The sequence below is a fragment of the Sphingomonas segetis genome, assembly GCF_009720245.1.
Lineage (GTDB): Bacteria > Pseudomonadota > Alphaproteobacteria > Sphingomonadales > Sphingomonadaceae > Sphingomicrobium > Sphingomicrobium segetis.
In genome coordinates, this window is the sequence record NZ_WJSQ01000074.1 from 1 (window position 1) to 12,947 (window position 12,947).

A 12,947-nucleotide genomic window follows, 5' to 3' on the forward strand; every position below is an offset into this window, starting at 1 on the left:
GCCGGTCCCGCTCGACGGCGACGACCGAGGCGCCGACCTCGAGCAGCGCGCGCGTTAGGCCGCCCGGGCCCGGGCCGACCTCGTAGACACGCTCTCCTTCGAGCCTGCCTGGAACCGCGGCAATCCGCGACAGCAGCTGGCGGTCGAGGATGAAATTTTGTCCGAGCGCCTTGCTCGCGCTGAGCCCGTGCCGGGCGATGACATCGCGCAGTGGCTCTGCTGATCCGTTCAAGCGGCGTCGGCTCGCAGCAGCGCCTGGTGGGCGGCCAAGCGGAGCGCCGCCGCCATCGGCCGTGGGTCTCCACGGTCCTGCCCGGCGATGTCGAACGCGGTCCCATGGTCCGGCGCCGTGCGGACGATCGGAAGCCCCAGCGTCACGTTCACCGCGTCCTGGAAGTGGAGCGCCTTGATCGGGATCAGCGCCTGGTCGTGGTACATGCACAGTGCCGCGTCATATCTGGCCCGGGCGCATTCGTGGAACATGGTGTCGGCGGGGTGCGGCCCAGTGACCCGCCAGCCCTCGGCGGCAAGCGCGGCGATCGCCGGCTCGATGATCTCGACCTCCTCGCTGCCGAGCTGTCCGCCTTCGCCGGCGTGGGGATTGAGGCCGGACACGGCGAGCCGCGGCTCCGGAATTCCGAAATTGCGCTGAAGGCCGCGGAGCGCAGCGCGACCGCGCGACTCAATGAGAGCGCTGGTGAGGTGCTGGGTCACGTCGGAGAGGCGCAGGTGCGTCGTGACTGGTACCGTCCTCAAGGTGGGCCCTGCCAGCATCATCACGACGTTCGAGGCGGCCACCCCGCAGCGCTCGGCGACGAATTCGGTCTGGCCGGGATGCTGGAAGCCGATCGAGTAGAGCTGCTCCTTGGCGACCGGACCGGTGACGACCGCCGATGCAGAGCCGGAGCGCGCGAGCCCGACGGCAATTTCGAGCGAATCCAGCGAGCAATGTGCACCGGCGACGCTGGGATGCCCCGGAATATCGGGATGGGCGGCGTTGAGCTGGATCAGCGGGAGCCCGACGTCGAAGGCCGAATCCGCCTGGCGCGGATCGTCGATCAGTTCGATCGGACCATCCCACACCGCAACGACCGAGCGGGGATCGCCGATTGCGACGAACGGCGGCAGGCCAAAGTCGCCGCGCGAATCCCAGCATTTGGCGATGACTTCGGGCCCGATGCCTGCGGGATCGCCGAGCGAAATCGCAAGCGGGCGGGGCGGGGCTGCCGACATGACCCGCCCTTATCGGAAATCGGAGATCAGCGGAATTCGATGATCGCGTCGCGGCGGAGGTCCGCGAGGTAGCGCCGCGCGCGCGAGTTCACCCGCTCCTCGTTGAGCTGACTGTACACGTCGTCGTAGGTTGGCGCGTTCGACTGCGCTTCGTCGCGACCGCAGATGACGAGCACGCGAACGCCCTCGTCGAGCGAGCCGAACGGCTGTGTCGCCTGCCCGACCTGCATTGGCAGCATCATCTGCTGGAGGGTCGCAGGCAGATCGCGCAGCTTGATCTGGTCGCTGGTGACGACCTCGCCATGGAATTCGCCGGCGATCTTTTCCGCCCCGCCGCACCCGCCAATGTTCTTCGCTGCCTCGGCGAAGCTGGCGACGATCGGCTCGGCCTGCTGTCGCGACGTCCCTTTCGGGAAGTTGATCGACACCTGCTTGAGGCTGAGGATAGCATCGCGCGGATCGGGAGTAAGCACTTTGCGCGTGTCCTGGACCGCGATGATCGAGACGCCGCCGTTGACCTCGATCGGTTTGCTGATCGTGCCCGGCCCCATCTGCTTCAGGACGGCAGAAAGCGCGGTGGGGAGCTGCTCGGGGCGAACCCAGCCGAGGTCGCCGCCGACCGCGGCCGTCGAGGCCTCGGAATATTGTCGCGCGTAAGCGGCGAACGAGGCGCCGTTCTTGAGCTGCTCGAGGATTTTCTGCGCATTCTGGAGCGTCTGCTCTTCCGTGTAGGGCGTCGCCGACAGGAAGATTTCGCCGACACGATATTCCTCGGTGCCCTTGGCCGCGTTGAGGCGGTCGAGCACCGCCTTCACCTCGTCGTCGCCGACGCTCACGCCCGCTTCGATCTTCGCCTGCTGGAGCCTGCGCCATGCGATCTCGCCTTCGATCTGGCGCCGCAGCGACGAGATCGATGAGCCGTGCGCGTCGAGATAAGCGGCGAGCTGCTGCGGAGTCTGCTTCGAATCCGCCGCCACGCGCTCGACCGTCCGGTCGATGTCCGACTTCTTGATCTCGATCTTCTCCGCCTTGGCGGCCTGGATCTGGAGCGTTTCGTCGATCAGGTTCCTCAGCACCTGCTGCCGCAACGCCTCGACCTGCTCGGCCGGGATCGGCTGCCCGTTGGCAATGGACAGGAACTGTAGGCGCTGGTCGACGTCCGTCTGGGTGATCACGTCGCCGTTGACGATCGCCGTGGCCTTGATGACCGACGGCATGGTCGTCCCGAACAACTGCGGGTTTTCCGGCAGGTTGAGCGACTGGCTGCTGTTGACCGGCGGTGACTGCTGGTCGGCGGCCTGCTGAGCCATCGCCGCGGTCGCCGCGCCGAGAAGGACGGCTGAGCCGGCCAGGAGGGCGCGCGTGGAATTCAGTCGGAAAGCTCGTGCCACGGTTTTCAAAATTCCCTTGATTTGCAGCCTGCTGCTGGTGATTGCCGTTTATTCAGGCCCGCTGAACGCAGCCTTAGCGGCCAATGCCCTTCAATGCCAAGTGGATGCCAAATCTGTTGCCGGCGCGGAAGGTGCCGATCCGCTCATAATCGCGCTTCCACGTGAGCCCAATCTGCAAACAGTCGTCTTCGTACTGGATGCCGAACCGGTCGCGCACCTGTTCCCAGCCGTCGCCGATCGCCAGCGGGTCCTCGTCCTTGTCGGTCAGGTCGATGACAGCGGCCCCGAAGATCGACCAGTAACGGTTGAACAGGATTCGCCCGGCGATGCGCAGCTCCTCGATGTCGCGCAAGTCCTCGATGGTCGGGTCGACATTGCGGTTGAGCTTGAGATAGCCGAGCTGGGCGTAGGTCTGTGTGGTGCCGATGGTGAGGTCGATCTCATTGCGGCGGACCGCGAAATTGTCCTTGTCGATACGAAAGCGGTGAGTGAGGTCGAGCAGCCGCCCGTAGCGGATGTTCGTCCTGCCGACGATGTCCGACCAGCGGTCGGTCAGGCCGGTCCCCTGCGGGAAAATCGCCGGGCGGTCGACGAGGCGGTAGCTTTGCCCGACCGTGGTCTCGATCGAGAGGTTGGGCCGGTCGAGCGACCAGTCGACGCCGTAGGTGATGCGTGAAGCGTCTTCCCATCGGTCGTAGCCGGGGAAGCGGTTCAGCGCGAACAGGTTGCTGTCCTCGAGGTCGATCGAGCGCGCGTCCTCGTTGGGGATGTCGATGTTCGGAGTCGGCGGAGTCAGCACCAGCTGAACCCGGGGCACCAGCCGCTGCACTCCCCCGAACAGCGGGCCGATGAACGGCCATTTGACGTCCGCGGCGAGCGCGCCGATCGCCCGGGCGTGCCATCCGTCGGTACCACTGTAGATCGGCACCGCCGTGCTTTGGGCTTCGTCGGTATGATAGACGTCGCCGCGCGCAAAGGCGGTGAGGGTCACTTCCTGCCCCCATGGCGTCACTCGCCTCAGGTCCCATTGGGCACTCGCGAATGCGCGCTGGGTGTCCTGGCCCTCGATCCGCAAGATAGAAAGGCTGTTGCCCTGCAGCTGCAAGGTTCCGCCGAAAAGGCCCTCTTTCCGGAAGCGCGCGTCGACCGCGGGAAGCGCGATCGGGATCTCTTTCTGACGGTCTTCGGCACGAAGCCCTTCGAACGCCCAGCCGGCGATGGTGATGTAGGAATCGGGGCTGATTCGCTCGACATTGACGACGTTGCGTAGCCGGTCGTCGTTGGTGATGTCGTAGCGCCGCGTCACGGTCTTGTCGGTCGCCGCGCGAAGCGACGTGGTGACGCTCCACAGCGGGTCGAGCTGCGCCTTGCCGTTGGCTTCGAAATAGCCGCGCACGCCCTTGCGCGTCGAGGTGACATCGGGGTCGATGCTCTCGACCGTGCCGTAGGTCAGGAAACCACCGACCTGAAATGCGCCCCAGCGGTCGAGCTGGCGGTACTTCGCTTCGATCGCGGGAAGGACTCCGGTGTAAACGTGCGGGGTGAGCGTCAGGTCGCGGTTCGTGCCCATCTGCCAATGGTACGGCTGCGAAATCTCGAAGCCCTTCCTGCTCGAAATGCTGAAGTCCGGCGCGAGCCATCCAGTCGCACCTTCGGTCCCTCGGGAAATGGCGAAGACGGGGAGGAGCGGCAGCGTGACTCCGAAGATCTGCAAGCGCCCGCCAACGAAGCGGACGCGCCCTGTCGAGGGATCGTCAATCACCTTGGCCGCGGTGATTGCCCAGCTCGGACGCTTGGGGCACCCCGTCGCGGTCGTGACCGGGCAAGGCGAATAGACGGCATTCTCGAGCGCGATGACCTCGCCCGTGCGCGTGCCTCGCGTCGCGGCAAGACGGGCGCCGTTCTCCAGCACGACCAGTAGGTTGGTGACCGTGCCGTCGCGCAGCGTGTCGGTCAGCTGCACGCTGTCGCCGACCAGCTTGTCGCCCTGCGGCGTCAACAGGACGACATTGCCCTGGGCGAATACCTGGCCGGTCCTGCGTTCCCAGACGATCTTGTCGGCGGCGATATAATTGCCGTCGCGGTTCATGCGGACCTCGCCGCTCGCGGTCACGACGTCGGCGTCGTTGTCATAGCTGACCTGGTCGGCGCTGAACTCGACGATCGGGTCCTGGACCGCCGCCGTCGCCGGTGGAGCAGGGGCGACCTGAGCCGCCGCGGCCGCGGGCGCCGCCATCAGCATCGGGAGCGCTGACCACCAGACAAATCTCGCCGTCAACGCTGTCCCGTCCGCCAACCCGAATGATCCCGCTGTGGCGAGCGCCTATCGCATCTCTCCCGCTGCGCGACAATCGGCCAGGCGGCGGCTGCCGTTCCTTTGCCAAGGTTCGACTTGCATCTTAAAGGCGGGGACGACTGTTCGCCTTTACAGGATTGCCGCACATGCAAATTGGGTTCGCCGACACTCGGCCTTCGGGAGATTATGCGCTGGTTCTGCCGGTTTCCGGCAAGGACCGCTCGGCGCTCGGTTCCCTGGGGGCTGCGCAGCAGACCGTGAATGCGGCGCTCGACCGGCAGCGGTTCGAAGGCGACGGGTCGAGCGTGTCCGAGCAGTTCGTCAACGACAATGGTACCGTCCGGCGGGTCCTGCTCGTCGGCCTCGGTACCGGCGCCGCCCCGAGCGAGAGCGCGGAGAAGCTCGGCGGGACGGCCGCGGCGAGGCTGCTCGCATCGGGCGAGAAGAAGGCGGTAATCGACCTCAGCGGCGTCGGCTACGACGCCGACACGGCCGCGCGGGTCGCCCTAGCGGCGGCGCTGCGTTCATGGCGGCACGATCGCTACCGCACCCGGCTCAAGGACAACCAGAAGCCGACACTCGAAGAGATCGTGATCGTCGGGGGCGAGGGCGCCGAGCAGCGCTACAAGGCGCGCTGGGTGCCTGTGGTCGAGGGCGTGTCGTTGACGCGCGAGCTCGTCACCGAGCCCGCGAACATCATCTACCCGGAGAGCTTCGTCGAGCGCGTCCGAGCCTCGCTCGAGGGCAGCGGGATCGAGATCGAGGTCCTCGACCGCGCGCAGATGGAGAAGCTCGGCATGGGCGCGCTGCTCGGCGTCGCGCAGGGCTCCGTTCGCGAGGCCCGGCTATTGATCCTCAGGTGGAACGGAGGCGGCACCGGCGGCCAGCCGACCGCGTTCGTCGGCAAGGGAGTCACGTTCGACACCGGCGGAATCTCGATCAAGCAGGCCGCCGGCATGGAAGCGATGAAGTGGGACATGGGCGGAGCCGGCGCAGTTTCGGGCGCGCTCAAGGCGCTCGCTCTGCGCAAGGCCAAAGCGAACCTGGTCGGAATCTGCGGGCTCGTGGAAAACATGCCCGGCGGCAATGCCCAACGCCCTGGAGACGTGGTGACGACGCTTTCGGGGCAGACGGTCGAGGTGATCAACACCGACGCCGAGGGTCGGCTCGTGCTCGCCGACGCGGTCGCCTACGTGCAGCGCAACTACAAGCCGTCGACGATCATCGACCTTGCCACGTTGACCGGTGCGATCCTCGTCAGCCTCGGCCACGAGTGGGCCGGCCTCTTCTCGAACAACGAGGAGCTGGCCTCGGGGCTGCTCAAGGCCGCCGACGAATCGGGGGACAAGCTGTGGCGCATGCCGCTTGCCGAGCATTTCGACCGCCTGCTCGATTCGCCGATCGCTGACATGAAGAACGTCGGCCCGCGGGAGGGGGGCTCGATCACCGCGGCATCGTTCATTCAGCGATTCATCGAAAAGGGCGTGCGCTGGGCGCACATCGACATGGCCGGTAAGGCGTGGTCGGACAAGCCGAGCTCGACCTACGAGAAGGGCGCGACCGGCTACGGCGTGCGCCTGCTCGACCAATATGTGGCCGACGTGCTGGAGAAGTAGGACATAGGGACACTCCCTGGCGCGACTGCCCCTCCCACGTTTATGCGCGTCGATTTCTATCAGATTGGAGATACTCCAGCAGAGCAGGTGATTGCCGGAATCGCCGAAAAGCTGCTCGCCGATGACGGGCGTCTGATCGTCGTCGCCGAGGACGAGGTCTTTCTCGCGAGGCTCGACCGGCTGTTGTGGGATCTGGCGCCGGCGAGCTTCCTTCCGCACTCCGTCGCCGGCGGCACCGACGACGCCCGCCAGCCGGTACTGCTGACGACGAGTCCCGACGCTCCAAACCTCGCGCGCAACATGCTGATCGCGGACGGCAGCTGGCGCGATTCGGCACTGAGCTACGACCGCGCTTTCTTCATGTTCGACACCGCAACGCTCGAGGACGCGCGCGCGGCATGGCGGTCGCTGGCGGGCAGGGAAGGCGTCGAGCGGCACTATTGGGCGCGCGAAGACGGCAAATGGGTCGAGAAAGGCTCGAGGGTTGCCCGCGAAGAGGTCCACGGCTAGGCGGCGCGCCAATCCCAACCGAATTTCAGTCACTGGAGCGCTTTCATGGCGGTCACACGCACCTTTTCGATTATCAAGCCCGACGCCACCCGCCGGAATTTGACCGGCGCCATCACCAAGATGCTGGAGGACGCGGGCCTTCGAGTCGTCGCTTCCAGGCGCATCCACATGAGCCGCGACCAGGCCGAGGGCTTCTACGCCGTCCACAAGGAGCGGCCCTTCTTCAATGACCTGTGCACCTTCATGACCTCCGGCCCGGTGGTGGTTCAGGTGCTCGAGGGCGAGGACGCCGTGAAGCGCAACCGCGAAGTGATGGGCGCGACCAACCCTGCCGACGCCGCCGAAGGCACCATCCGCAAGAGCTATGCCGAATCGATCGAAGCCAATTCTGTCCACGGCTCGGACAGCGACGAGAACGCGAAGATCGAGATCGACTTCTTCTTCGAGCCTGACGAAATCGTCGGCTAGCTGAGCCGTACCCCTGCGAAGGCAGGGGTCCAGTCCTAAGAAGAGTCTGGACTCCTGCCTTCGCAGGAGCACATCGAGTCAAAGCATCGGGCTGAGCGTGGCGAGCAGGTTCTGCCAGAGCCGCCGGGCGATGCCGTAGCACGCGACGTCTTCGCGCGTGACGCGGTCGCATTGGGCGAGATATTCGTCCTGGCGCGCCCGCAGCTCGGCTGCGAAGCCGCGATCGTCGAACAGGATGTTGTTCTCGAAATTGAGCTCGAAGCTGCGGCGGTCGAGGTTGGCGCTGCCGATCAGCCCGACACGTCGATCCACGACCATCGTCTTGGCGTGGAGCAGGCCCGGGCGGAACTCGTGCACCTCGACGCCGGCGTCGATGAGATCCTTGTAATAGCTGCGGCTCGCCGCAGCGACGATGCGGCTGTCGTTGCGCTTCGGGAAGAGCATCAGCGTGCGCACTCCCCGCCGCCCGGCCGAGGTGAGCGCGAACAGCAGCTGCTCGTCGGGGATGAAATAAGGCGTGGTGACGACCAGTTCCTCGCGCGCCGAGTGGATCAGCTCGGAAAAGCAGCCGGGCATTGCGTCGAACTCCACCGTCGGGCCGGTGCCGAGCACCTGTGCCATGACCGGGCCGTCGCCCTCAGGTGCCTGGCCGCTCAACAGGCCGCTGATCTCGTCGCCGCCCTCGGCGATCCAGTCGGAGACGAAGAGATACTGGCACTGGCGCGCAGCCGGCCCCTGCCAGCGGCTCATGACGTCAACCCATGGCGCGTATCTGGGCTTGACCCGGAACTCAGGGTCCGCGGCATTCTGGCTTCCGCACCAGGCGATGCAATTGTCGACAACCATCAGCTTGCGGTGGTTACGCAGATCGACCCGCCCCCGGATCGCGGTCCACAGCGGGTTTCCGACGGGCAGGGCGACGCGAACCCCGCAGCCTCCCTCGCACATCTCGCGCCAGTGGTCAGATCGGATCAACCGGCGCGAGCCGAGCGCGTCGGCGAGGAGCCGCACCTGGACTCCGCGTTGCGCCGCCCTGACGAACGCGTCCTTGAGTTTGAGACCGTTATGATCGGCGAGCCAGATGTAGAAGCAGGCATGGACGGTTTCGCATGCGGCATCGACATCGGCGACCATCTCGTCGACCGCGGCGTTGCTGTCGGCCGCCAGGCGGGCGCTGTTGCCGCAGGTCGGGTCGAGCCTGTTGACCGTGCTCGCGAGCGCGAACGGCGCCCAGTGCGCGCCGCCGACGCGGTCGAGGGGGCAGTCGTAATTGCCTTGCGGACGAGGGAGCCGCGCGTTGATCTCTCGCCCGCGGTTGCGGCGGCCGGCGCTGATTCGCGCTTCGCCGAGCAGGAGATAAAGCAGGACCCCGACCACTGGCAGCGCAAGCACGGCGATGATCCACGCAAGGCGCGAAGCCGGCTCGCGGTGCGGGCGAAGCAGCGCGCGCGCGATCGTCGCGGCGTCGGCGGTGAAAATCGTGGCCGAGCTGACGAGCTCCCAATTCATAGGCGGCAGTGCCGCACATTGCGGCGCCGCTGTCCAGCCGAACGCTGCTCAGGCGCGAATGAGGCTGACCAGTCGAAGCGAGCGGCCGCCGAACAGACCGCCGCCTTCCCACCGGTAACGCAAAGTGTACGACCCGCCGGCTCTACGATCCTTGCCGGCTTCGACGTAGCGCGCGTCGATCCGGGCGCGGACGGACAGCTTCTCCTCCTTCGGTTCCTTGTCGCGGTTCGCCAGCGCCGACCCGACGTCGTCTGCGTCGAGCATGCCGTCGTTGCCGACCTGGATCGGCGTCGCGCCGGGCAGCGTCACCGTCAGCGATTCGAGCGCGTGGGTCGGCTCCACGGGGCTGATTTCGAGCTTGCGGCCATCATCCACCACTTTCGCCCGAAGTGTCAGGGGGATCGCCTGGCGCTGCTCGACGATGCGCGTCGGCTTGTCGTCGTCGCCGCTGTTCTTCCAGCTGATCCATACGCCGGCTGCCGACACGATCAGCGCGGCGAGCGCGATGAATTCGCCGAAGGTAACCCAGCGGAGCCGGCGGCGGTGTTCGGATTCGGTTTCGCTCATCGCCCGCCAGCCTCGAGAAAGCGGCGCGGCGCCGCAAGCTCCCAGCTTTTCGCGATACGATCGCCGACATGGTCCCAGTTGACGCGCTCGCCCGCGAGATTGATGGAGATCCAGCTCGGGAGATAGGCGGGCTTCGAATAGGTCGCCGGGTCCGCGTCGAGCAGCATTGCCTGTTCGTCGAGGCTGCTGACCCGGACGCAGACGACCGTCATGCCGTCCCGATGATGATTGTCGCGGAACTGGGCGAACTGTTTCCCAGCCACGAAGAAGGTGGGCTGGCCGTGCGACAGCCGCTCCTCGGTTCCGGGCAATTCGAGCGCGGCTTCGCGCACCTTGGCAAGGGGGTCGGTCATCTCAGCACAAACTCGTTGAGTACGGCCGGATATAGCCGATGTTCGGCGGCAAGTACGCGCCGCTCGAGAATTGCCGCCGTGTCGCCGAGCTCGATCGGTACTTCCGCTTGCCCGAGGACCTCGCCGGCGTCGAGTTCCTCGGTGACGATATGGACCGAGCAGCCGCCGACCTCATCGCCCGCGGCGATAGCCCGGGCATGCGTGTCGAGGCCGCGATGCTTCGGGAGTAGCGAAGGATGGATATTGACGATCCGACCGCTCCATCGCTGCACGAACCAGGGCGACAGGATTCGCATGAAGCCGGCGAGGGCGATGGTTCCGACGCGATGCTCTTCGAGCGCGGCCGATAGGATGCGGTCATAGTCCTCCCTTCCGATGCCTTTGCTGTCGTGCCCCCAGGTTTGGAGCCCGTGCTCGCGCGCCCATTGCAGGCCTGCGGCGTCAGGCTTGTTCGACGCGACCAGCACAACCTCGTACGCCTTCGCCTGCGCGACCAGCGCGCGCATGTTGCTTCCGCGCCCGGAAATCAGGACCGCAACGCGCTTCGGTTCAGCCATTGTGCGTTGCGGACCAGTCCTCGTGCGAGCCCCACGTCCCCGCCTGCCCATGAACGGTGCAACCGCGCACGCCTTCCTCGACGCGTCCGATATCGAACGCCGTCTCACCGGCGCCGTCGAGCGCGCTCACGACCTCGCCCACGAGATCCGGCGCAGTCACGACGGCCATCCCGACCCCGCAGTTGAAGGTGCGCGCCATCTCCTCCGGGGCGATCCGTCCGCCGTCCTGCAAGAGCGCGAAGATAGCCGGCAATTGCCAGCGTTCGGTATTTATCATTGCGTGACAGCCATCAGGGAGAACCCTTGGAATATTCTCGAGAAGTCCGCCGCCGGTAATGTGCGCCAAGCCCTTGATCCGTGCCCTCTGCACGAGTGGCAGCAGTGCGCGGACGTAAATTCTCGTCGGCTCCAGCAGCACGTCGGAGAGAGCTCGGCCAGCCTGACCCGGCGAGTTCCTTTCGAGGTCCCACGCTTCCTGCTCGATGATGCGCCGAACCAGCGAGAAGCCGTTGCTGTGCACGCCTGAGCTCGCGAGCCCGAGGACCACGTCGCCTGCCGCGATGCGCGAGCCGGTCAGCACCCGGTGGCGCTCGACGGCCCCCACGCAAAAGCCGGCGAGGTCGTAATCGCCCGCGGCATACATGCCCGGCATTTCCGCCGTTTCGCCGCCGATCAGCGCGCAGCCCGCCTGCCTGCAGCCTTCAGCGATCGACGCCACCACCGCAGCCGCGACGTCGTTGTCGAGCTTTCCGGTCGCATAATAGTCGAGGAAGAACAGCGGCTCGGCACCCTGGACGATGAGGTCGTTGGCGCACATCGCGACTAGGTCGATTCCGACGCCATCGTGCCGCCTGGTTTCGATTGCCAGCTTCAATTTGGTGCCGACGCCGTCATTCGCCGCGACCAGCAGCGGATCGGAATAGCCTGCCGCTTTCAGATCGAAGATTCCGCCGAACCCGCCGAGCTCGGCATCGGCACCGGGCCGCGCGGTCGAGCGTGCGAGCGGCCCGATCGCCTTCACCAGCGCGTTGCCGGCGTCGATCGACACGCCCGCGTCGGCGTAGGTGAAGCGCTTTTGGCTCATCGAGCGGGGCCACTAGAGACAAGCCGCTTGGATTTCCACGCCGTTGTCGTCAAAAGACGGCGCGAATGCTCCGCCGCCGCCTCTTAGTCCTCATCCTGGTCCTCTTCGCCGTCCTCGGGACGGGGGCGGCCGTTTACGCGCAGCTCGAAAGCAGCGACCGCGGAATCCTGCCGCTCGACACCTCGAACACGCTCGAGAGCGGATCGGTGCACGTCGACGTCGGCGGCCCGGACGCGGAGTCGGCCCGCCTCGCCGGGTGGCGAATGGCGCAGCGCCTCGGCTTCCGCGCACTGTGGGCCAAGATGCACAATGCGCCTGCGAGCCGCGCGCCCAACCTTCCCGATTCGACGCTCGACCAGATTGTCGCCTCCATCAACGTGGATCGCGAAGAGCTCGGACCGCGCCGCTACATTGCCGATCTCAGCGTCGAGTTCGATCGCAGCCGCGCGGCGCCGTTCCTCGGAGTCGAAGGCGCGCAGGTCACCGAACATTCTGTCCCCATGCTCCTGATTCCGGTGACGGTGTCGGCAGGCACGGCGACGAGCGTCGAATTCCGCAACCTTTGGCAGCGGGCATGGGCCGAGTTCCGCACCGCACAGACGCCGATCAACTACGTCCGCGTGAGCGGTATGAGCGCCGACCCGCTGCTGGTGAACGCCGCGCAGACCACGCGCCCCGGCCGCGGCTGGTGGCGCGCGCTGCTCGACATGTATGACGCGCAGGACATCCTGATCGCGGAAGTGCAGATTCAGCACGCCTATCCGGGGGGACCGGCGCGCGGGCGTTTCATCGCCCGTCACGGTCCGGACAACGAAGTGGTAGGCGGCTTCACGCTGACGGCGCCGAACAGCGATGCCATTCCGGCGATGATGGCCGAAGGCGCGCGTCGCATCGATTCGATCTTCGCGCAGGCGCTCGCCGCCGGACAGCTGTCGCGCGACTCGTCGCTCAACCTGCCGCCGCCGCCGATCCAGGAACTGCCGGCTCAGGCGCCGCCGCCCAAGCCCGCCAGTGTCGTTAATGCCTTCCAGGTTCAGGTCACCGGCAGCGACGTCAACGTCTACAATTTCGCGATGGCTCACCTGCGGACACTCGCCGGCGTCGATTCGGCGACTCCTCAGCTGATTAACCCGACGGGGACCAGCTACGTGCTCGTCGCCTACCGCGGCAATGTCGCGCAGCTCGCCGCAGCGCTGAGGGCGCGCGGCTGGATCGGCGATTTCTCGGGCACCGTGGTGCGCACCCACTATCCGCCAAGCTCGCAAGAGCTTCAAGGCTCTGCTAGCGCGCTGCAAACGCAAATTGAGCGAAATCGAACACATTGGCCACGGAACAGAAGAACATCCGCAATTTCAGCGTGATC

General features: G+C 66.3%; 13 protein-coding genes. 4 read left to right on the top strand and 9 right to left on the bottom strand.

The window, feature by feature from the left end; all coding sequences use genetic code 11:
- The 4 genes from GH737_RS08655 to GH737_RS08670 all read right to left on the bottom strand — a co-directional run.
- The coding region (locus GH737_RS08655) for an rRNA adenine N-6-methyltransferase family protein (protein WP_275401955.1) at positions 1 to 232 on the bottom strand (232 nt) is incomplete at its 3' end.
- Positions 229 to 1,233, bottom strand: coding sequence for a 4-hydroxythreonine-4-phosphate dehydrogenase PdxA (pdxA, locus tag GH737_RS08660; protein WP_155264437.1), 1,005 nt, complete (start codon positions 1,231 to 1,233; stop codon positions 229 to 231). The genes GH737_RS08655 and pdxA, both read right to left, overlap by 4 nt.
- 26 nt (positions 1,234 to 1,259) lie before the next feature.
- The gene (locus GH737_RS08665) at positions 1,260 to 2,624 is read right to left on the bottom strand and encodes a peptidylprolyl isomerase (protein ID WP_230558715.1); all 1,365 of its coding nucleotides are present in this window, start codon (positions 2,622 to 2,624) and stop codon (positions 1,260 to 1,262) included.
- A 73-nt stretch (positions 2,625 to 2,697) separates the two neighbouring features.
- Positions 2,698 to 4,860, bottom strand: a complete 2,163-nt coding sequence (locus tag GH737_RS08670) for an LPS-assembly protein LptD (RefSeq protein ID WP_230558716.1) — start codon at positions 4,858 to 4,860, stop codon at positions 2,698 to 2,700.
- Between the two features lie 206 nt (positions 4,861 to 5,066).
- On the opposite strand from GH737_RS08670, the gene GH737_RS08675 reads away from it, so the two are divergent.
- Genes GH737_RS08675 through ndk form a run of 3 tightly spaced genes read left to right on the top strand, consistent with a single transcriptional unit; the run spans position 5,067 to position 7,514 of the window.
- Entirely contained in the window at positions 5,067 to 6,536 is a 1,470-nt protein-coding gene (locus GH737_RS08675) for a leucyl aminopeptidase (protein ID WP_155264439.1), read from the top strand.
- 42 nt (positions 6,537 to 6,578) lie between these two features.
- Complete coding sequence (locus GH737_RS08680) at positions 6,579 to 7,046, top strand: DNA polymerase III subunit chi (protein ID WP_155264440.1); 468 nt, start codon at positions 6,579 to 6,581, stop codon at positions 7,044 to 7,046.
- 45 nt (positions 7,047 to 7,091) lie between these two features.
- The gene (gene ndk / locus GH737_RS08685) at positions 7,092 to 7,514 is read left to right on the top strand and encodes a nucleoside-diphosphate kinase (RefSeq protein ID WP_155264441.1); all 423 of its coding nucleotides are present in this window, start codon (positions 7,092 to 7,094) and stop codon (positions 7,512 to 7,514) included.
- Between the two features lie 78 nt (positions 7,515 to 7,592).
- Here ndk and cls read toward each other — a convergent pair whose 3' ends face one another.
- Genes cls through purM form a run of 5 tightly spaced genes read right to left on the bottom strand, consistent with a single transcriptional unit; the run spans position 7,593 to position 11,584 of the window.
- Positions 7,593 to 9,023, bottom strand: a complete 1,431-nt coding sequence (cls, locus tag GH737_RS08690; protein ID WP_155264442.1) for a cardiolipin synthase — start codon at positions 9,021 to 9,023, stop codon at positions 7,593 to 7,595.
- Positions 9,024 to 9,071: 48 nt separating this feature from the next.
- Complete coding sequence (locus GH737_RS08695; protein ID WP_155264443.1) at positions 9,072 to 9,590, bottom strand: hypothetical protein; 519 nt, start codon at positions 9,588 to 9,590, stop codon at positions 9,072 to 9,074.
- Positions 9,587 to 9,943, bottom strand: a complete 357-nt coding sequence (locus tag GH737_RS08700) for an MmcQ/YjbR family DNA-binding protein (RefSeq protein ID WP_155264444.1) — start codon at positions 9,941 to 9,943, stop codon at positions 9,587 to 9,589. Before GH737_RS08700 ends, GH737_RS08695 begins: the two co-directional genes overlap by 4 nt.
- Positions 9,940 to 10,500: a phosphoribosylglycinamide formyltransferase gene (purN, locus tag GH737_RS08705; RefSeq protein ID WP_155264445.1), complete on the bottom strand. Its 561-nt coding sequence runs from the start codon at positions 10,498 to 10,500 to the stop codon at positions 9,940 to 9,942. The genes GH737_RS08700 and purN overlap by 4 nt, the downstream gene beginning before the upstream one ends.
- On the bottom strand, positions 10,493 to 11,584 hold the full coding sequence (purM, locus tag GH737_RS08710) for a phosphoribosylformylglycinamidine cyclo-ligase (protein WP_155264446.1): 1,092 nt from the start codon (positions 11,582 to 11,584) through the stop codon (positions 10,493 to 10,495). The genes purN and purM overlap by 8 nt, the downstream gene beginning before the upstream one ends.
- Positions 11,585 to 11,649: 65 nt before the next feature.
- On the opposite strand from purM, the gene GH737_RS08715 reads away from it, so the two are divergent.
- Positions 11,650 to 12,945 carry a heavy-metal-associated domain-containing protein gene (locus GH737_RS08715; protein ID WP_155264447.1) on the top strand — a complete coding sequence of 432 codons (1,296 nt, stop codon included), beginning with the start codon at positions 11,650 to 11,652 and terminating at the stop codon, positions 12,943 to 12,945.
- Positions 12,946 to 12,947 lie beyond the last annotated feature (2 nt).